Annotated in this window: 15 protein-coding genes; 12 read left to right on the top strand and 3 right to left on the bottom strand. The window is 65.5% G+C overall.

Going from position 1 to position 19,183, the window contains the following annotated elements; all coding sequences use genetic code 11:
- Positions 1-872: TolC family protein (locus KO539_RS12510; RefSeq protein WP_219309726.1), on the bottom strand; the 872-nt coding region annotated here is incomplete at its 3' end.
- A 93-nt stretch (positions 873-965) separates the two neighbouring features.
- On the opposite strand from KO539_RS12510, the gene KO539_RS12505 reads away from it, so the two are divergent.
- The 3 genes from KO539_RS12505 to KO539_RS12495 all read left to right on the top strand — a co-directional run bounded on the left by KO539_RS12505 (position 966) and on the right by KO539_RS12495 (position 5,874).
- The gene (locus KO539_RS12505) at positions 966-1,586 is read left to right on the top strand and encodes a TetR/AcrR family transcriptional regulator (protein WP_219309725.1); all 621 of its coding nucleotides are present in this window, start codon (positions 966-968) and stop codon (positions 1,584-1,586) included.
- Between the two features lie 83 nt (positions 1,587-1,669).
- Entirely contained in the window at positions 1,670-2,776 is a 1,107-nt protein-coding gene (locus KO539_RS12500) for an efflux RND transporter periplasmic adaptor subunit (protein ID WP_219309723.1), read from the top strand.
- A complete protein-coding gene (locus KO539_RS12495) occupies positions 2,773-5,874 on the top strand; it encodes an efflux RND transporter permease subunit (RefSeq protein ID WP_219309711.1) in 3,102 nt (1,033 codons plus the stop codon). Before KO539_RS12500 ends, KO539_RS12495 begins: the two co-directional genes overlap by 4 nt.
- 159 nt (positions 5,875-6,033) lie before the next feature.
- Here the strand turns inward: KO539_RS12495 and KO539_RS12490 are convergent, their stop codons facing one another.
- On the bottom strand, positions 6,034-7,071 hold the full coding sequence (locus KO539_RS12490) for an AraC family transcriptional regulator (protein WP_219309709.1): 1,038 nt from the start codon (positions 7,069-7,071) through the stop codon (positions 6,034-6,036).
- A 217-nt stretch (positions 7,072-7,288) separates the two neighbouring features.
- Between KO539_RS12490 and KO539_RS12485 the strand changes: the two genes are divergently transcribed.
- From KO539_RS12485 to KO539_RS12445, 9 genes are all read left to right on the top strand, one after another.
- On the top strand, positions 7,289-9,298 hold the full coding sequence (locus KO539_RS12485) for a glycoside hydrolase family 3 N-terminal domain-containing protein (RefSeq protein WP_219309705.1): 2,010 nt from the start codon (positions 7,289-7,291) through the stop codon (positions 9,296-9,298).
- Positions 9,299-9,425: 127 nt separating this feature from the next.
- Positions 9,426-11,243: a DUF885 domain-containing protein gene (locus KO539_RS12480; protein ID WP_219309703.1), complete on the top strand. Its 1,818-nt coding sequence runs from the start codon at positions 9,426-9,428 to the stop codon at positions 11,241-11,243.
- Positions 11,244-11,345: 102 nt separating this feature from the next.
- Complete coding sequence (hpaR, locus tag KO539_RS12475) at positions 11,346-11,801, top strand: homoprotocatechuate degradation operon regulator HpaR (protein WP_223278727.1); 456 nt, start codon at positions 11,346-11,348, stop codon at positions 11,799-11,801.
- A 316-nt stretch (positions 11,802-12,117) separates the two neighbouring features.
- Entirely contained in the window at positions 12,118-13,284 is a 1,167-nt protein-coding gene (locus KO539_RS12470) for a porin (protein ID WP_219309701.1), read from the top strand.
- Between the two features lie 28 nt (positions 13,285-13,312).
- Complete coding sequence (locus tag KO539_RS12465; RefSeq protein ID WP_257626251.1) at positions 13,313-13,837, top strand: sorbitol dehydrogenase family protein; 525 nt, start codon at positions 13,313-13,315, stop codon at positions 13,835-13,837.
- A gap of 9 nt (positions 13,838-13,846) precedes the next feature.
- Positions 13,847-15,457: a GMC family oxidoreductase gene (locus tag KO539_RS12460; protein ID WP_219309699.1), complete on the top strand. Its 1,611-nt coding sequence runs from the start codon at positions 13,847-13,849 to the stop codon at positions 15,455-15,457.
- Positions 15,454-16,854: a cytochrome c gene (locus KO539_RS12455; RefSeq protein ID WP_219309697.1), complete on the top strand. Its 1,401-nt coding sequence runs from the start codon at positions 15,454-15,456 to the stop codon at positions 16,852-16,854. Before KO539_RS12460 ends, KO539_RS12455 begins: the two co-directional genes overlap by 4 nt.
- A gap of 115 nt (positions 16,855-16,969) precedes the next feature.
- Entirely contained in the window at positions 16,970-17,422 is a 453-nt protein-coding gene (locus tag KO539_RS12450; RefSeq protein WP_219309694.1) for an Rrf2 family transcriptional regulator, read from the top strand.
- Complete coding sequence (locus KO539_RS12445; protein WP_219309692.1) at positions 17,409-18,398, top strand: NAD(P)/FAD-dependent oxidoreductase; 990 nt, start codon at positions 17,409-17,411, stop codon at positions 18,396-18,398. Before KO539_RS12450 ends, KO539_RS12445 begins: the two co-directional genes overlap by 14 nt.
- Here KO539_RS12445 and KO539_RS12440 read toward each other — a convergent pair.
- Positions 18,326-19,093, bottom strand: a complete 768-nt coding sequence (locus KO539_RS12440; RefSeq protein ID WP_219309690.1) for an SDR family oxidoreductase — start codon at positions 19,091-19,093, stop codon at positions 18,326-18,328. The two genes, KO539_RS12445 and KO539_RS12440, sit on opposite strands and share 73 nt — an antisense overlap.
- Positions 19,094-19,183 lie beyond the last annotated feature (90 nt).

Below are 19,183 nucleotides of genomic sequence, written 5' to 3'. Positions count from 1 at the left end.
GCCGTGATGCGCGGCGCGCGCGCCATCACGCCAGCGGCGGCCATCTCATTGCCGTAGGTGCCGGGCGCCGCGCCCAGCATCACGTCGAGCGCATGCAGCGCCACTTCGCGCGCCGTGTCCAGGCCGGGCACGACGGCGCGCGCCTGCGCCAGTGACGCTTCGGCCTGCCGCAGTGCCGGTTCGTTCACCAATCCCTTGTCATATAACAGCGTGGCCAGTTCCAGCAGCGCCGCGTCGGTGTCGACCTGCCGGCGCGCCAGCTCAAGCCGCGCCTGCAAACCCTGGATGGACAGGTACAGGTCGGCCGTTTGCGCCGCCACGGCCAGCCGCGTCGCGGCCCATCCCGCTTCGCTCGCTTCGTAATCGGCGCGCGCCGCTTCGCGTTCGCGGCGCAGGCCACCGAACAGGTCGAGCTCCCACGACGCTTGCAGGTTCAGCTCGCGCGCGCTGCCGGCGCGCTCATAGCCTGGCGTGGCGTTCAAGACCTGGCCCAGCGGCGTTTGCACCGACTGGTAGGCGCGCGCCGCCTGGCCGTCAAGGCTGGCCGACGGCAGCAGCGCGGCGTCGGCCGCGCCAGTGGCGGCGCGCGCCTGGCTGACTCTGGCCTGCGCTTGCGCCAGGTCGAGGTTTTGCGCCAGCGCCACCGTCACCAGACGGGTCAGGCGCGGATCGCCGAAGGCCGTCCACCACTGCCGCAGTTCCGCAGCGTTGGCAGAGTCAGCGTCCTGGCGCGCGCCGAGCGCCGCCTGGTGCAGATACTGGGCCGCTTGCGGCAGTTCGGGCCGGTGGTAATCCTTGCCGATGGTGCAGCCGGTGGCGGCCAGGCCGGCGGCGATCAGCAGAAAGGGGAGGCGCAGGCGTGGCAGTGGCATGGTGGTCTTCCTGTTCAAATGAGAATAATGTGTGACTATAATACAGTTTGGTTACTTATTGTGCATTCCGGCGCGGCGCGTTAAGCTGTCGCCATGAATTCCACCACACCCGAACTACCGACCCCTGCGCGCGGCCCCGCTGGCCACGACGTGCGCGACCAGATCGTTGCCGCCGCCACCGATTACTTCAGCCGCTACGGCTATGAAAAGACGACCGTCTCCGACCTGGCCCGGGCGATCGGCTTTTCCAAGGCCTATATCTACAAGTTCTTCGAATCCAAGCAAGCCATCGGCGAGCATATCTGCGCCAGCTGCCTGCACCAGATCGAGACCGAGGTGAGAAGCGCGGTCGCAGCGGCCGGGCGGCCGCCAGAGCAGCTGCGGCGCATGTTCAAGGCCAGCGTCGAGGCCAGCTTGCGGCTGTTTTTCCAGGACCGCAAACTCTACGACATTGCCGCCTCGGCCGCTACCGAACGCTGGCCGGCCGTGCAGGCCTACGAGCTGGCGATGGGCGCCTTGCTGCAGGATATCTTGCAGCAGGGGCGCAAGACGGGCGACTTCGAACGCAAGACGCCGCTCGACGAAACGGCCAGCGCGATTTACCTGGTGATGCGCCCCTACGTCAATCCTTTGCTGCTGCAACACAGCGTCGACAGCAGCGAAACAGCCGTGGTGCAGCTGTCCAGCCTGGTGTTGCGCAGTTTGTCGCCGTAAGCACTTCAATGATAAGTGACGATTGACTTAATTGGTCACTAGTACCAGAATGAGCGCTCTGATCACTCATTCATGGAATTCCTATGCGCTGGCGCCGCCTCGCTTCATCTGTTGTCATTTCAACTTTACCCCTGGTGTTGAGCGCCTGCGCCGACAAGGCGCAGGCCGATCCGCGCACGGCCACGCCGCTGGTGCGCGCCGTCACGGTGCAGGGCGCCGAAGCGGGCACGCGCAGCTTTACGGGCGTGGTCGCGCCGCGCGTGCAAAGCGATCTCGGTTTTCGCGTGGCCGGCAAGGTGCGCGAACGCCTGGTCGACGTTGGCCAGGCCGTGCGTCGTGGCCAGCCGTTGATGCGTTTGGACGCCGACGACCTGCAACTGCTGGCGCAGGCGCGCCACGAAACCGTCACGGCCGACCGCGCCCGCGCGCGCCAGGCGGCGGATGAGGAAGCGCGCTACCGCGACTTGCGCGGCACCGGCGCCATTTCGGCATCCAGTTACGACCAGGTGAAGGTGGCGGCTGACGCGGCCGGCGCCCAATTGAAGGCGTCCGAAGCCCAGGCCGGGGTGGCGCGCAATGCGCTGCAGTACACGGTGCTGCTGGCCGACGCCGACGGCGTCGTAATGGACACCCTGGCCGAACCGGGCCAGGTGGTCGCGGCCGGGCAGGTGGTGGTGCGCCTGGCCCATGATGGCCGGCGCGAAGCGGCGATCCAGCTGCCGGAAACCTTGCGTCCCGCCTTGGGTTCCACCGGGCAGGCCACCCTGTTCGGCAGGCCGGGCGCCAGCGTGCCGGCCACCTTGCGCCAGCTGTCGCAGACGGCGGACCGGCAAACGCGCACCTTCGAGGCGCGCTATGTGCTCGATGCGGCGCTGTCAAGCGCGCCGCTGGGCGCCACCGTCACCTTGCGCCTGGCCGGCACGCAAGCCGCCGGCGACAGCGTGCAAGTGCCGCTGGCGGCCCTGCATGATGCGGGCAAGGGCCAGGGCGTGTGGGTGATCGGCGGTACCCCGGCCCAAGTGACCTGGCGGCCCGTGAAAGTACGAGGGCTGCACGATGACGGCGCCGACGTGGGCGGCCTGAAGGCGGGCGAACGCATCGTCGCGCTGGGCGCGCACCTGCTGCATCAGGGCGAGCAGGTCAGGGTCGAACTGGCGCCAGCGGCGGCCGCCGCGGGAGCGCGTCCATGAGCGCGGCCGGCTTCAACCTGTCGGCGCTGGCCGTGCGCGAGCGTTCCGTCACGCTGTTCCTGATCTGCCTCATTTCGCTGGCCGGCCTGCTGTCGTTCTTCAAGCTGGGGCGCGCGGAAGACCCGGCGTTCACGGTCAAGGTGATGACCATCGTCACCGCCTGGCCCGGCGCCAGCGCGCGCGAAATGCAGGACCAGGTGGCCGAGAAGATCGAAAAGCGCCTGCAGGAGCTGCGCTGGTACGAACGTGCCGAGACCTACACCACGCCGGGCCTGGCCTTTACCACCCTGACTCTGCTCGACAGCACGCCGCCCGGGCAGGTGCCGGCCGAGTTTTACCAGGCGCGCAAGAAGGCGGGCGACGAGGCGGCCAATTTGCCGGCCGGCGTGATCGGCCCCATGATCAATGACGAATACGCCGACGTCACCTTTGCCCTGTATGCGCTGAAAGCCAAGGGCGAACCGCAGCGCCTGCTGGTGCGCGAGGCGGAAACCCTGCGCCAGCGGCTGCTGCACGTGCCTGGCGTGAAAAAAGTCAATATCATCGGCGAGCAGGCCGAACGCATCTACGTGGAGTTTTCGCAGGAGCGCCTGGCCACGCTGGGCGTGCGGGCGCAGGACGTGTTCGCCGCGCTGAACGGCCAGAATGCCTTGACTCCAGCCGGCTCGGTGGAAACGCGCGGGCCGCAGGTATTCATCCGCCTCGACGGCGCGCTCGACGCGCTGCAAAAGATCCGCGACACGCCGGTGGCGGCGCAGGGGCGCACCCTGGCCCTGTCCGATATCGCCACCGTGCGCCGTGGCCAGGAAGATCCGGCCAGTTTCATGGTGCGCAATGGCGGCGAGCCGGCGCTGCTGCTGGGCGTGATCATGCGCGACGGCTGGAACGGGCTGGATCTGGGCAAGGCGCTGGACGGGGAAGTGACGGCCATCGGCGCCGCCATGCCGCTGGGCATGAGCCTGGTCAAGGTTACCGACCAGGCAGTCAACATCGGCGCGGCCGTCGACGAATTCATGCTCAAGTTTCTCGCCGCGCTGCTGGTGGTGATGCTGGTGTGCTTTGTCAGCATGGGCTGGCGGGTCGGCATCGTGGTGGCAGCCGCCGTGCCATTGACGTTGGCGGTGGTGTTCATCGTGATGGCGGCCACCGGCAAGAACTTCGACCGCATCACCCTCGGTTCATTGATCCTGGGCCTGGGCCTGCTGGTGGATGACGCCATCATCGCCATCGAAATGATGGTCGTGAAAATGGAGGAGGGCTACAGCCGCATCGCCGCCTCCGCCTATGCCTGGAGCCACACGGCCGCGCCGATGCTGGCCGGCACCTTGGTCACGGCCGTCGGCTTCATGCCGAACGGCTTTGCCCGCTCCACTGCCGGGGAATACACGAGCAATATGTTCTGGATCGTCGGCATCGCCCTGATCGCCTCGTGGGTGGTGGCGGTGGTGTTCACTCCCTACCTGGGCGTGAAGCTGCTGCCTGAACTCAAACACGTCGCCGGCGGCCATGATGCGCTGTACGACACGCCGCGCTACCACCGCTTTCGCCGGTTGCTGGGGCGCGTGATCGCCCGCAAATGGCTGGTGTTCTGCACCGTGATCGGCCTGTTCGTGCTGGCCGTGCTGGGCATGGCCATCGTCAAGAAGCAGTTTTTTCCCATCTCGGACCGCCCTGAAGTGCTGATCGAAGTGCAGCTGCCCTACGGCAGCGCGATCGGGCAGACCAGCGGCGCGGCGGCCAAGGTGGAAGCGTGGCTGGCGCGCCAGAGCGAGGCGAAGATCGTCACGGCCTATGTCGGTCAGGGCGCGCCGCGCTTTTACCTGGCGATGGGACCGGAATTGCCCGACCCGTCGTTTGCCAAGATCGTCGTGCGCACCGACAGCCAGCAGGCGCGCGACGCCCTCAAGCAGCGTTTGCGTGTGGCGGTGGCCGCTGGACTGGCGCCCGAGGCCAGGGTGCGCGTCACGCAACTGGTGTTCGGCCCGTATTCGCCGTTTCCCGTCGCCTACCGGGTCAGCGGCCCCGATCCCGAGGTGTTGCGCGGCATCGCCGGCCAGGTGCAAGCCGTGATGCAGGCCAGTCCCTTGATGCGTACCGTGAACACCGACTGGGGCACGCGCACGCCCACCCTGCATTTCAGCCTGCAGCAGGAGCGCTTGCAGGCGATGGGCCTGACGTCCGCCGCCGTGGCGCAGCAGCTGCAGTTTTTGCTCAGCGGCGTGCCCGTCACGGCCGTGCGCGAAGATATCCGCACGGTGCAGGTGGTGGCGCGCGCCGCCGGCGACGTGCGGCTCGATCCGGCGCGCATCGCCGACCTGACCCTGGCCGGCGCGAATGGCGAACGCATCGCGCTGTCGCAGGTGGGCAGCGTCGAGGTGCGCTCGGAAGAACCCGTGATGCGCCGGCGCGACCGCCAGCCGACGATTACCGTGCGCGGCGACATCGCCGACGGCATGCAGCCGCCCGACGTCTCGGGCGCCATCACGGCACAGCTGCAAACGGTCATCGACAAGCTGCCGGCCGGCTACCGCATCGAGCAGGCCGGCTCCATCGAGGAATCGGCCAAGGCGACGCAAGCCATGCTGCCGCTGTTCCCCATCATGCTGGCGTTGACCCTCTTGATGATCATCCTGCAGGTGCGTTCGATCTCGGCGATGGTGATGGTGTTCCTGACCAGCCCATTGGGCTTGATCGGCGTGGTGCCCACCTTGCTGCTGTTCCAGCAGCCGTTCGGCATCAATGCGCTGGTCGGCCTGATCGCGCTGTCGGGCATTTTGATGCGCAATACGCTGATCCTGATCGGCCAGATCCACCAGAACGAGGCGGCCGGGCTGGCGCCGTTCGACGCCGTGGTCGAAGCGACCGTGCAGCGCGCGCGTCCCGTGATTCTCACGGCGCTGGCGGCCATTCTGGCGTTTATTCCGCTGACCCATTCGGTTTTCTGGGGGACCTTGGCCTATACCCTGATCGGCGGCACGTTTGCCGGCACGGTGCTGACTTTGGTCTTCCTGCCCGCCATGTATGCGATTTGGTTCCGGATACGGGGGCAGGCAACGGTGGCGGAGATTGAAAACGGCGGGCCGGAGACGCGGGCCTGAGAAAATGCCGATGGCGGCGTTGCAGCTTCCTTGCCGTACTTGCGTACTGTCTGCGTCGCTGCGCCTTGCCATCGCCATTTTTCAGGCTCGCTTGGCCCGGGGAGCCTGTCTCCTTGACTTGGGCCGTTTCTTGGTTTGCCGGTTTGCTTGTGTCTTTGTCTAGGCGCCTGTGGCATCCTGCCGGTAGCGTGCCGGCGGCAGCTCGAACTGGTTCTTGAAAAAGCGGGTGAACGCGCTTTGCGAGGAAAATCCCAGGCGTTCGCCGATTTCCACCACGCTCAGGCTCGTTTCGCGTAGCAAACGGCGCGATTCGCGACTCTTGGCGCGCAGTTCCAGCGCGCGGAACGAGGTCTGTTCCTGCTGCAGCTGGCGCTGCAGGGTCCAGCGGTTCATCGCCAGGCCGTCGCACAGGGCCGGCAGCAGCGAGGCGCTGTCGGCATCTCCTGCGCCTTGCCGGCCCAGCAGATCGATGATGGCTTGCTCCACGCGGGCCGAAAACAGCTGCGCGCCCTGCAACTGCTGCAATTGCCCCTGCGCGTGCCGCAGCGCGTGCGGCGCCAGCATGGCGTTGAACTGGGCGAAGGGCCGGTCCAGCGCCGGTGCGTCAAACGTCAAGGTATTGCGCGCCTGGCTAAAAATGGCGGTGGCGCCGAAGCACTCGGAAATGGCCGGCGCGAACCACGGCGCCTTGCCCTGGAAGCCGGCACGGAAGGCGGTGGGCGCGCCATCGTCGTAGGCGCGCGCGACCAGTGACAGCATGCGGAAATTGGCCAGCGCCTGCATGGCGCCGCCGAGTGAACAGAATTCGGACAGGTATTCGATCTCGATGCGCGTGCCATTTTCACTCATCAGCATGAAATCGAATTCGCCGATCAGGCCCCGCAAGTGCAGCAGCTCGTGCAGCGCGCTGCGCAGGGTGGGGCGGTTGAAGCAGACGTGGGCGATGCCCGAGTAATGCGCGAACCAGTGCGTCACGTCGAGGTCGAGCAGGCCGCGGTGCTGCGGCAGTTGCTGGGCGTATGCCGTCATGCGGCGGTGCCGCTCGGCGTTGATGCGGCCGCCCGGCTCATCCAGCTGCGCCAGCGTGATGCCCGTGCGCTGAAAAAACTCGGCGGGGTCGTGGCCATCGGCCTGCATGGCGCGCGCGCATTGCTGCGCGATCCGGTTCGAAACCGTGCGCGTATCGGGTTTGTGCAAGGTTGTCTCCTGCTTATTCTGCTTGTTGTAGTAATTTTTCACAAATATTAGCACTTTGTAGGAGATTGTTGGTTGTTGTGCCATCTAACCAAAAATTGTTCTCGCGGGTATAAAACGCGTGTTGCGCGGTCAAGAAACTCACGCATTCTCACGCTATATTGTTTTTGGCCGGCCTTGCTGCCGCGCCTTGATACCTACAAAAACAGTCTTGGAGATAATGATGAATTGCACTTTGAAACCGATGGCCCGCCTGGTCGCCGGCTGCGTCGCCACGCTTGCCTTGGCCGCTTGCGGCAACGACACCGTCAGCGAGGAATACAAGCAGCCCGTATTCGGCGCCACCACCTTCAATCTGGTCCAGGCCGACGGCTATGCCTTCAAGGATATGAACCGCAATGGCAAGATCGACCCGTACGAAGACTGGCGCCTGTCGGCCGAGGCGCGCGCGGACGACCTGCTGTCGCGCATGAGCCTTGATGAAAAAGCCGGCCTGATGATGCATGGCACGGCGCCCACCGTGGCCGACCCCACCGGCATCGGCCAAGGCGGCGCGTACGACTTGACTGCGCTGCAAGACCTGATCGTCAAGCAGTATGTCAACACCTTCATCACGCGCATGGCGGGCGACTCGGCCAATATGGCGACCCAGTACAACAAGGTGCAAGCCCTGAGCGAAACGTCGCGCCACGGCATTCCCGTGTCCATCAGCACGGACCCGCGCCACCATTTCCAGTACACGGTGGGCGCCAGCGCCGGCACCAAGGGGTTCTCGCAATGGCCGGAAACCCTGGGCCTGGCCGCCATCGGCGACGATGCGCTGGTACGCCGCTTCGGCGACATCGCGCGCCAGGAATACCTGGCCGTCGGCATCACGCAGGCGCTGTCGCCGCAGGCCGACCTGGCCACCGAGCCGCGCTGGTCGCGCATCAACGGCACCTTTGGCGAAGACGCGGACCTGGCCAAGCGCATGGTGCAGCACTATATCGAGGGCTTCCAGGATGGGAACATGGGCCTGCATGACGGCAGCGTGGTGGCCGTCGTCAAGCACTGGGTCGGCTACGGCGCCACGAAAGAGGGCTACGATGGCCACAATTACTATGGCCGCTACATGACCTACCCGGGCAACAACTTCGCCTACCACGTCAAACCGTTCGAAGGCGCGTTCACGGCCAAGGCAGCCTCCGTCATGCCGACCTACGCTCTGCCGGACGGCAATATCACGATCGACGGCATCACCCTGGAACAGGTGGCGGCCGGCTTCAGCAAGACCATGCTGACGGATCTGCTGCGCGGCAAATACGGCTTCGAGGGCGTGATCCTGTCCGATTGGGGCATCACGTCCGACTGCGACGCCAACTGCCGCAACGGCACGGCGCCCGGTGTCGCGCCTTCCTTCATGGGCTTCGGCACGCCGTGGGGCATGGAAGACGCCACCAAGGCCGAGCGTTATGTGAAAGCCGTGACGGCGGGGATGGACCAGTTTGGCGGCGTGACGGAAGCGCCCTACCTGACGCAAGCCGTGCAGCGCGGCCAGCTGACGGAAGCGCGCATCAATGCGTCGGCGCGGCGCATCCTGATCCAGAAATTCAAGCAGGGCCTGTTCGAGCATCCGTTTGTCGATGCGGCCAAGGCGGCCACCACCGTGGGCAAGGCGGACTTCGTCGAGGCGGGACTGGAAGCCCAGCGCCGCTCGCTGGTCCTGCTGGAAAACAAGGACAAGGTCTTGCCGCTGGCGGCCACCGTCAAGAAAGTCTACCTGTACGGCATCGATGCGGCCGTGGCCAAGCAGTATGGCTACACCGTGGTCGCCACGCCGCAGGAAGCGGACGTGGCCCTGCTGCGCGTGGCCGCACCGTATGAAATCCTGCACCCGAACTACATCTTCGGCAGCATGCAGCACGAGGGGCGCCTGAACTATGTCGATGGCGACGCCGACTACGAGGCGATCAAGAACGCGGCCAAATACGCGCCGAAGACGGTGGTCACCGTCTACCTGGACCGCCCGGCCATCCTCGGCAACGTGCAGGACAAGGCCAGCGCCATCCTCGCCAACTTCGGCGTGAGCGACGGCGCGCTGTTCGATGTCCTGACGGGCAAGGCCAAGCCGCAAGGCAAGCTGCCGTTCGAGCTGCCATCGTCGATGGCCGAAGTGCAGGTGCAGAAGTCGGACGTGCCGTATGACACGGCCCATCCGCTGTACAAGTTCGGTGACGGCCTAGGGTACTGACAGGCGCGGGACGGGCCGCCCCGCGCGGCCTGTCCCCGTCCGATTGACAGGTCCCTGGCGCTCGCCGATACTGGCCGCTTCGTTCGCCGCGTTTTGTTCGCCGATTCTGCCAGGAAGGAAATCCCCGATGTCGCTTATCCCGAAATTGCCCCAGACCGTGCTTGCCGCCGCGCTTGCAAGCGCGCTGGTCATGCCCGCCCTGGCAGCGGCTCCTGCCATTCCCGCAGCTGCCGCCGCTTCATCGGCCTGGGTTGAAGCGAGCAACCGCAACGCGGCCATCGTGCTGGCGGCCCAGGCGCAGTTCTCGCCCGAAGACGCCTCCGACACGGGGCTGTCCCAGTACGATGGCCTGGCTGCCGACTTGGGGCCGAACATCACCGAGCGCCATGTGGCGGCCATGCAAAAGGCGCGCGCGCAATTGCAGCAAAAGCTGGAACTGGAACGCGACGAACGCATACGCCAGGACCTGGAAATCCTGATCGGCGCCGTCGACCAGGAAATCATGGGCACCCAGCTGGAAGCCAAATACACCCTGCCGTGGGTCGATGTGCCGCAAATGGTCTTTGGCAGCATGCAAAGCCTGCTGCAGGAGCAGCGTCCGGCCGCGCGCCGCGCCAAGGCGCTCGAACGCCTGCAACGCTACGTGGGCCAGTTCCCGGGCAGCACGCCGATCACGCAGCAGGCCAAGGCGCGCTTCACGGAAAAAATCGGCCAGCCTGGCCTGGCGGGACCCGTGCGCCTGCAGGTGGAGCAGTCGCTGGAAAACGTGCCGACGTATATCGCCGGCATCCGCAAGCTGTTCGCCGACATGAAAATCACGGGCGCCGAAGCTGCGCTGGCGGCCATGGAGCAGCAGCTGAATGAGTATGCGGCGTGGGAAAAGCAAGTGGTGCTGCCCCTGTCGCGCACGGATTTTCGCATGGCGCCCGAGCTGTATGCATTCCGCCTGAAGCAGGTGGGCATCGATATCGAACCGCGCGCGCTGGTCGAACGGGCGCAAGTGGCCTACCTGGAAACGCGCGCCGCCATGCAGGCGCTGGCGCCCGTCGTGGCGTCGAAACTGTCGCTGAAGGGCGTGGACGGCAGTGACTACCGCCAGGTGCTGCGCGCGCTGAAAAGCGATTCGATCCCGAACGAGCGGCTCGAAGCGCACTATAAGGGCGTCAATACGCAGCTGGAGCAGCGCATCGCCCGGCAGCGCGTGGTCGATATTCCTGCGCGCGCCATGACCATGCGCCTGGCGTCCGCCGCAGAATCGGCGGCCCACCCGGCGCCGCATATGCGTCCGCCTCCGTTGATCGGCAATACGGGAGAACACGGCCAGTTCGTCCTGCCCGTCAGCAATCCGGCCGCCAGTGGCAAGGGCGAGGCGTATGACGATTTCAATTTCGCGGGCGCCGCCTGGACCCTGAGCGCGCATGAAGGCCGTCCAGGCCACGAGCTGCAGTTCAGCGCCATGGTGGAGCGGGGCGTGTCGCAGGCGCGCAGCCTGTATGCGTTCAACAGCGTCAACGTGGAAGGCTGGGCCCTGTACGCGGAAGCGGAGATGATCCCCTATGAGCCGGCCGAAGGCCAGTTCATCGCGCTGCAATTTCGCATGCTGCGCGCGGCGCGCGCCATGCTCGACCCGATGCTGAACCTGGGGCAGGTCACGCGCGAAGAGGCGGGCCGTATCCTGACGGATGAAGTGATGCTGTCGAAACCGATGGCGCGCCAGGAGCTGGACCGCTACACCTTCAACATGCCGGGCCAGGCGGGCAGCTATTTTTATGGCTATACGCGCATCCTGCAGCTGCGCGCGGAAACAGAGCTGGCGCTGGGCGAGAAATTCGACCGCCTGGCCTTCAACAACTTCCTGCTGGGGCAGGGCTTGCTGCCGCCGGACTTGCTGGCCAAGGCCGTGCGCGAACACTTCATCCCGGAGCAGAGAAAAGCCAAAAGCTGACGCCATGGCACGGGAGCGGCAGGGAAGGGGAATTTTGCCGCTATTGTCTTCGGGCCAGTCGTATAATGACGCTCATTGTTCTGGCCCACCCTGGAGTTCCGCTTGCAGCTACCGATCCGTTATCCGAACATGCCGCAACTGCTGCTGAAGGCCCGCGACAGCCTGCTCCAGCATTTCCGCCCCATCCTCAATCACTTTGGCGTGACGGAGCAGCAGTGGCGCATCATGCGCGCGCTCAATGAAAGCCCGACCCTGGAACCGCGCGAGCTGTGCGAGATCTGCCAGATTTCCAGCCCCAGCATGAGCGGCATCCTGGCGCGCATGGAAGAAATCGGCTTGATCGGGCGCAGCAAGTTCGAAGGCGACCAGCGCCGCCGCAAGGTGCACCTGTCCGAAGCGGGCGCCAGTTTGCTGATGCAAATGGGTAAGCTCATCGACCTGCAGTATGCGCACCTGGAAGCGGCTTACGGCAAGCAGGTGTTCGAAGACATGCGCCGCGCCCTGGAAGCCTTTATTGCCCTTGAAACCCTGCCGGTGGCGCCCGCCATCCTGCGCTGACCTTTCCATTCCCCCCATTTTTCCGCCTGCCTGACCCTCCACCGGGCGCGTGTTTTTCGACACGCGCCGCCGCTGCTTTCCACATATCTATTACTCGAATTTCCGCACATTGCGGGGCACGCAGCCGCGCGCTTGCCGGTTTTGCTATAAGACTACGCCCTACAGTCAATCACTTACATGTTAGTAAATAAGCGTATAATTTGCCTCACTTGATCCAAATCAAGAAGAACAGCGGACGCCCGTATCAATGGATGGGGCGGCAACGCGGCGCCACGCCCGTATTTCGCCAGATAAAACAGGAAAGTCAGGAAAAAAAATGAACACACCATGCATGCGCGCTGCGGCGCTGGCCATTTCCACGCTCATCGGCGCAAACGTTTGCGCCCAAAGCAATGTCACCATTTACGGCGTCGTCGATGCGGCCACCGCCTACGCGAGCAACCAGGGCGGCAAGTCGACTACCTACATGCGCAGCGGTAACTTGTCTGCCAGCAAGATCGGTTTCCAGGGCGTGGAAGACCTGGGCGGCGACCTGAAGGCGCTGTTCCTGCTGGAAAACGGTTTTGAAAGCGACACGGGCGCCATGAGTTCCGCCGGCACCCTGTTCAACCGCCAGGCTTACGTGGGTTTGCAATCGTCAGCCTACGGCAGCGTGACGGCCGGGCGCCAGTACACCCCGTACTACCTGCTGGTGGGTTCTTTGGCGTCGAGCAACGTCCTGACGGGTGCCACCGGTGCCCATCCCGGCGATATCGACGGCCTCGATACGACCGTGCGCATCAGCAATTCCGTTACCTACAGCATGCCCGCCTGGCGCGGCTTGCAGGCCAGCGCGCAATACGGCTTTGGCGAAGCGTCTGATGGCAATGCCGTGGGCAGCAGCTTCAGCGCCGCCGTCAAATACAGCACCGCGCCAGCCGAATTCGCGCTCGGCTACCTGAAGCTGAAAAATGGACAGAATGGCGCTGGCTGGAGCGACAAGGCCTCGGGCAGCTTCGGCATTTCCGCCCTCAACCAGGGCTACGCCTCGGCGGAAAGCATCGCGTTCATCGCCGCCAGCGCGCGCTACACCATGGGCAAGTGGATGGTGGGCGCCAATGCCAGCAACGTGCAATACCAGGCGGGCAGCCGCTCGGCCTTCCGCGACACGGCCATCTTCAATACGGCCGGCCTGATCTCAAGCTACCAGCTGACGCCGCAGTGGTTCCTGTCCGCAGGCTACAGCGACACCTTCGCCAGCCACGCCAACGGCATCGCCGACCGCGCGCGCTACCGCCAGCTGTCGTTCGAGCAGAACTACGCACTGTCGAAGCGCACGGCGATTTACCTGATCGAAGCGCGCCAGCTGGCACGCGGCCAGACCCTGGGCCAGGATGGCGCCATCGTCAACGCCGTCGCCTCGGTCGGCGATTCGCAAAACGGCACGCCGTCGTCGAACGGCGGCCAGACGGTGGTGATGGTCGGTCTCAAGCATTCTTTCTGAACGGTTGCTGAAATCACGGGAGCTTCAATTGGACGCTACACACAATAAGGAGGGCCGCGGCCCTTTGAATCCCGGCCGCCGCATGGTGCTGGCCGGTTTGCTGTCGGCTTCGGCCGCGGCGCTGATTCCCTGGGCGCTGGCCGCACCGGTCGCCAATGCGGAGCAGGGCGCCTTCCTTGGCGTGTCGGCCATGCTGGTCGGGCGCCAGGTGCTCGACCCCGTGCTGGCCAGGCGCCTGTATGACGCGCTGGTGGCGCAGGACGCCGCCTTCCCCTCGAAGGTGCGCGCGCTGCTGGCGCTGATCAACGCGCAGGGCTTGCAGGCGGCCGGCCTGCAGGAAGCGCTCGACGGGCTCGATCCGGCCCAGTCGCCGCTGGCGGCCTTGCCGCGCCAGATCGCCAGCGCCTGGTATCTGGGCATCGTCGGCACGGGCGAGGCGGCCGTCTGCGTCGCCTACGAGCAGGCGCTGAACGCGGCCGTCGTGGCCGATGTGCTCAAGCCTCCCACGTATTCCTACGGCGCCTACGGCAGCTGGGCCAGAAAACCAATTTAAGGAGCCATCATGGCTGAAGAACTCTCCGCCGATTACCTGGTGATCGGCTCCGGCATCATCGGCTCCCTGGCCGCGCGCAAACTGGCGCTGGCGGGCGCCTCGGTGCTGATCCTGGAAGCGGGTCCGCGCGTGTCGCGCGGCGAAATCGTCGCCCGTTTCCGCAACACGACGCGCCGCAGCGACTGGATGTCGCCGTATCCATCGGTGGCCACGGCGCCGCACCCGATCTACCAGCCGAAGGATAACGGCCACCTGGTGCAGGCCGGCCCGTATCCGTACCCGGCCGAATACATCCGCCAGTTCGGCGGCACGTCTTGGCATTGGGCCGCACAGGCGTGGCGCAACGTGCCGAACGACTTCCGCATCCATACCCTGTATGGCGTGGGCGTCGACTGGCCGATCAGTTATGCAGACCTGGAACCGTTCTACCAGGAAGCGGAGGAGATCATGGGCGTCTCGGGCGCCGACAATACGGGTTCGCCGCGCCAGCAGCCTTTCCCGATGGATCCCGTGACGGAACCGTACGCCATGCGCCGCATCCGCGAACGCCTCGACCCGTCGTTCAAGGTCGTCGGCAACACGGTGGCGCGCAACAGCGTCAGCTACGATGGCCGCCCGGCCTGCTGCGGCAACAACAGCTGCCAGCCGATCTGCCCCATCGACGCGCAATACCACGGCGGCATCGCCGCGCAGCAGGCGGAAGAAGCGGGCGTGAAGATCGTCTGCAATGCCAACGTCTACAAGCTGGAACACGACGCGCAGGGCCGCATCACGGCGGCCCTGTACTACGACGTCGACAAGAAGAGCCACCGCGTCACGGCCAAGACCTTCATCCTGGCGGCCAACGGCATCGAAAGCCCACGCTTGCTGCTCGTTTCCGCCTCGGACAAATACCCGAACGGCTTGGCCAACAGCAGCGACATGGTGGGCCGCAACCTGATGGACCACCCGAGCACCTCGATCACCTTTGACGCCGATGAAGACCTGTGGCTGGGCCGGGGCCCGCAAAGCCCCAACTCCATCAACACCATGCGCGATGGCGACTTCCGCAGCCAGCATTCGCCGTACCGCCTGGACTTCACGAACATCTCGAGAGTCGACGGCGCCACCAGGGAATTGATCGGCAAGGGCGTGTTCGGCGAAGCATTCGAACAGCAGCTGCGCTTCCGCTCGGCCCGTGAAATGAGCTTGAAGAATGTGCTGGAAGTGCTGCCGAACCCGGAAAACCGCATCGCCCTCAGCAGCGAAAAGGACGCCATGGGCATCCCCAAGCCGCAGGCGCATTATGCTATCGACGAGTACACGAAGCGTGGCCACGAGCGCTCGAAGCAGGATTTCGAACAGATCGCCAAGCTGATGGGCGGCACCAATCTGCGTCACAGCAAGGAAGGCGTGTTCGCCAACAACCAGCACATCTGCGGCACCCTGTCGATGGGTTCCGACCCGGCCAAGGCCGTGTGCGATCAGTGGGGCCGCACGTTCGATCACGCCAACCTGTTCCTGTGCAGCACCGGCGTGCTGCCCACGTCCGGCACCTGCAATTCGACGGAAAACGGCCTGGCCGTGGCCCTGCGCACCGTCAAGCACATCCTCGACGAACAACAGGGAGGAACGGCATGATGGCGATCTTCAGAACCGCGGCCGGCGCCGCCTTGCTGTCCCTCGCGACCTTGCCGGTGCTGGCGGCGCAAGCGCCGGGCGCGGACGTGCAGGCGGTCGAACGTGGCCGCTACCTGGCCACGGCGGGCGACTGCATCGCCTGCCATAGCGTGCCTGGCGGTCAACCGATGGCGGGCGGCCTGGCCCTGGCCACGCCGCTGGGCGCCATCGTCGCCACCAACATCACGCCGTCAAAAACGCATGGCATCGGCAACTACACGCTGGCGCAGTTTTCCGCCGCCGTGCGCCACGGCGTGCGGGCCGACGGCGCCAACCTGTACCCGGCCATGCCGTACACGGCCTACGCCAAGGTGACGGACGACGACACGGCCGCCCTGTACGCCTACTTCATGCATGGCGTGGCGGCGGTGGACACGGCGCCGGCGCAAAAGACGGACTTGCCGTTCCCGTTCAATATCCGCCTGTCGATGGCGCTCTGGAATCTGCTCTTCCTCGATAAAAAACCGTTCGTGGCCGATACGTCGAAAAGCATGGAGTGGAACCGCGGCGCCTACCTGGCGCAGGGGCTGGCCCACTGCAGCACCTGCCACACGCCGCGCAATGCGCTGATGGCCGAACAGCTGTCGCAGGAACTGGGCGGGGCCGACCTGGGCACGTGGTACGCGCCGAACATCACGTCGGACGTCAACAGCGGCGTGGGCGGCTGGAGCCAGCAGGAACTGGCCGGCTACCTGCGCACGGGACGCGCGGCCAACAAGGCGCAGGCGGCAGGACCGATGGCCGAAGCCATCGACCATAGCCTCAAGCACCTGAGCGACGCGGACTTGAACGCCATCGCGCACTATATCAAGAGCGTACCCGCCATCCGCGACAAGGCGGACGTGAAACCGGTGACGCAATGGGGCCAGGCGGGCGACGAGTTGAACGCTATCCGCGGCGTGCCGCTGCCGCAAAATCTGAACAGGATGTCGGGTGCGCAGCTGTACGATGCGCAGTGCGCCAGCTGCCATCAGGCCAGGGGCGAGGGCAGTTTCGACGGCAGCTTGCCGCCGCTGTTCCACAATTCGGTGACGGGCCGCAGCAACAGCAACAACCTGGTGATGGCGATACTCGATGGTGTCGAGCGCCAGGATGGTGGCAGTGGACACCTGATGCCCGCCTTCCGCCAGACCCTGTCGGACGAGCAGATCGTCACCCTCGGCAATTACGTGCAACAGATGTACGGCAACCCCGCCATCAAGGTGACGGCGGAGCAGGTGACGACCCTGCGCAATGGTGGCGCGCCGTCCAACCTGATCGGCCTGGCCCGTGCAGGCATCATCGTCGGCATGCTGGTGCTGCTGGGCTTGCTGCTGTGGTGGCGGGGACGGCGGCGCAAGGAAACATCAGCAGTGTAAAAATACACCCTGAAGCAAAGGCTGGGGTCAGATCCGACAGGGTCTGACCCTTTTTTTTACGCAGGGTTTTGCAACCTGTTTGCATCTGCGTAATTTATGTACTATCATTAGTTACATGAGACGCGACAGCAAACTATCATCGATCCTCCATGTGCTGCTGCACATGGCCCATGCGGGACGCCCGATGACGTCCGAGGAACTCTCCGGCTACCTGGATACCAATCCCGTGCTGGTGCGGCGCGTGATGGCCGGTTTGCGCGAGCGCGGCTACGTGGCGTCGGGCAAGGGCCATGGCGGCGGCTGGCGCATCGTCTGCGACCTGCACCGCGTGACCCTGCAAGACATTTACGTGGCCGTGGGTTCGCCCACCATTTTCGCCATGGGCAACCGCGTCGACCAGCCGGGCTGCCTGGTCGAGCAAGTGGTCAACCAGTCGCTGGCTGGCGCCTTCGACGAAGCCGAGGCGCTGCTGATCCAGCGCTTTGGCGCCGTCACCCTGGCCGACCTGGCCGACCGTTTCAGCCAACAATACGCCACCCACAAAGGAGCACCGCATGCACATTCCTGAATCGCCTGGCATCCCGTTCGACGCCATCATCGTCGGCGGCAGCTACGCGGGCCTGTCCGCCGCCACGCAACTGGCGCGCGCCCGCCGCCGCGTGCTGGTGATCGACGGCGGCCAGCGCCGCAACCGCTACGCCAGCCATTCCCACGGTTTCCTGACCCAGGACGGCAGCGGCACGGCCGCCATCGCGGCCGAAGGCAAGGCGCAGTTGATGGCGTATGCCAGCGTCACATGGCGGGACGGCATGGCCGTGCAGGCGGCGGCCAGCAGCGATGGCGATGGTTTTGATGTGACCCTGGCGGATGGCCATGTCGTGCACGGCCGCCGCCTCGTGCTGGCCACTGGCGTGATCGATGAATTGCCGCCCGTCGATGGCCTGGCAGAGCGCTGGGGCGGCAGCGTTTTTCACTGCCCGTATTGCCACGGCTATGAACTGGAGCAGGGCGCCATCGGCGTGCTGGCCACCGGCCCCCTGTCCATGCACCATGCCTTGATGCTGCCCGACTGGGGCACGGTCACTTTTTTCCTGAATGGCGCGTTCGAGCCCGATGCGGCGCAGCTGGCGCAACTCGATGCGCGCGGCGTCAAGCTGGTGCGCACGCCCGTGGCGCGGATCGACGGGGTGGCCGACGTGGTCACGGCCGACGGCAGCCGCCACGCGATGGCCGGCCTGTTCGTGGCGACCCGCACCCGCCTGGCCAGTTCCCTGGCTGGCGAATTGGGCTGCGCGCTGGAAGAGGGCCCCATGGGACCGTTCGTGCGCACCGACGAGCAAAAGGCCAGCAGCGTGCCTGGCGTCTTTTGCTGCGGCGATGCGGGCCGCATGGCGGGCAGCGTGGCGTTCGCGGTGGCCGATGGCGCCATGGCAGGCGTGGCGGCGCACCGCTCGCTGATGTTCGGACTCGATCAGGCGGCAAAACCGCCATCGATCTTCAGCCCGGCGCCCGTGACGAAGGCCGCTTCCGCGCTGGCCAGGTAAGCCACCATGCCGGCGATTTCATCGGCCGTGCCGTGGCGGGGCAGGGCCATCAGGCCGTGCATCAGGTCGGCGAAGTCGCCCGTCGGCGGGTTCATGTCCGTGGCGACGGGGCCCGGTTCCACATTGTTGATGGTGATGCCGCGCGGGCCCAGGTCGCGCGACAGGCCTTGCGTCAGGCCGCTCAGTGCCGATTTGCTCATGGCATAGGCGGCCGCGCCGCCGAACGGCATGCGGTGCGCATTCGTGCTGCCGATGTTGATGATGCGCCCGCCCGTCGGCATGTGTGCCACGGCCGCCTTGATGGCCACGAACACGGCGCGCACGTTGACGTTCAGGGTCTTGTCGAAGTCTGCCAGCGAAAAATCATCGATGGCGCCGGGCAGGAACACGCCCGCATTGTTGACGAGGATGTCGATCCTGCCAAACTGCGCCGCCACTTTGTCGATGGCCTCCGTCAGGGCGCTGGCATCGGCCGCATCGGCCTGCACGCCCAGGGCCTTGCCGCCGGCCACTTCCACCTTGGCGGCCAGCGCCTGCGCTTCGGCGGCGGAACTTTGATAGGTGAAGACGACGTTGGCGCCCTGGCTGGCAAGGCGGCGCACGATGGCGGCGCCGATGCCGCGCGAGCCGCCCGTCACAAAGGCGATCTTGTCTTGCAGTGGCAGGGAGGTGCTGGTGGTAGCTGGGGTTTGCATGATGTGCTTTCTGAGTGAGGAGTCGAGGAATTCAGTATCTGCCTTTCATTCCTGCCGCGCTAGCCATCAATCCCTACAATCACTTTCAAC

It is taken from the genome of Janthinobacterium sp. NKUCC06_STL (genome assembly GCF_019345455.1).
In the GTDB taxonomy this organism is placed as follows: Bacteria; Pseudomonadota; Gammaproteobacteria; order Burkholderiales; family Burkholderiaceae_D; genus Janthinobacterium; species Janthinobacterium rivuli.
The sequence above is the reverse complement of the archived record's forward strand: the minus strand, read 5'-3'. Positions and strand labels throughout refer to the sequence as shown.

Coding starts and splice junctions, on each gene's coding strand:
- KO539_RS12440 (WP_219309690.1), bottom strand. CDS start 19,093: ATGCAAACCCCAGCTACCACCAGCACCTCCCTGCCACTGCAAGACAAG.
- KO539_RS12500 (WP_219309723.1), top strand. CDS start 1,670: ATGCGCTGGCGCCGCCTCGCTTCATCTGTTGTCATTTCAACTTTACCC.
- KO539_RS12485 (WP_219309705.1), top strand. CDS start 7,289: ATGATGAATTGCACTTTGAAACCGATGGCCCGCCTGGTCGCCGGCTGC.
- KO539_RS12505 (WP_219309725.1), top strand. CDS start 966: ATGAATTCCACCACACCCGAACTACCGACCCCTGCGCGCGGCCCCGCT.
- KO539_RS12450 (WP_219309694.1), top strand. CDS start 16,970: ATGAGACGCGACAGCAAACTATCATCGATCCTCCATGTGCTGCTGCAC.
- KO539_RS12460 (WP_219309699.1), top strand. CDS start 13,847: ATGGCTGAAGAACTCTCCGCCGATTACCTGGTGATCGGCTCCGGCATC.
- KO539_RS12470 (WP_219309701.1), top strand. CDS start 12,118: ATGAACACACCATGCATGCGCGCTGCGGCGCTGGCCATTTCCACGCTC.
- KO539_RS12455 (WP_219309697.1), top strand. CDS start 15,454: ATGATGGCGATCTTCAGAACCGCGGCCGGCGCCGCCTTGCTGTCCCTC.
- KO539_RS12480 (WP_219309703.1), top strand. CDS start 9,426: ATGTCGCTTATCCCGAAATTGCCCCAGACCGTGCTTGCCGCCGCGCTT.
- KO539_RS12495 (WP_219309711.1), top strand. CDS start 2,773: ATGAGCGCGGCCGGCTTCAACCTGTCGGCGCTGGCCGTGCGCGAGCGT.
- KO539_RS12445 (WP_219309692.1), top strand. CDS start 17,409: ATGCACATTCCTGAATCGCCTGGCATCCCGTTCGACGCCATCATCGTC.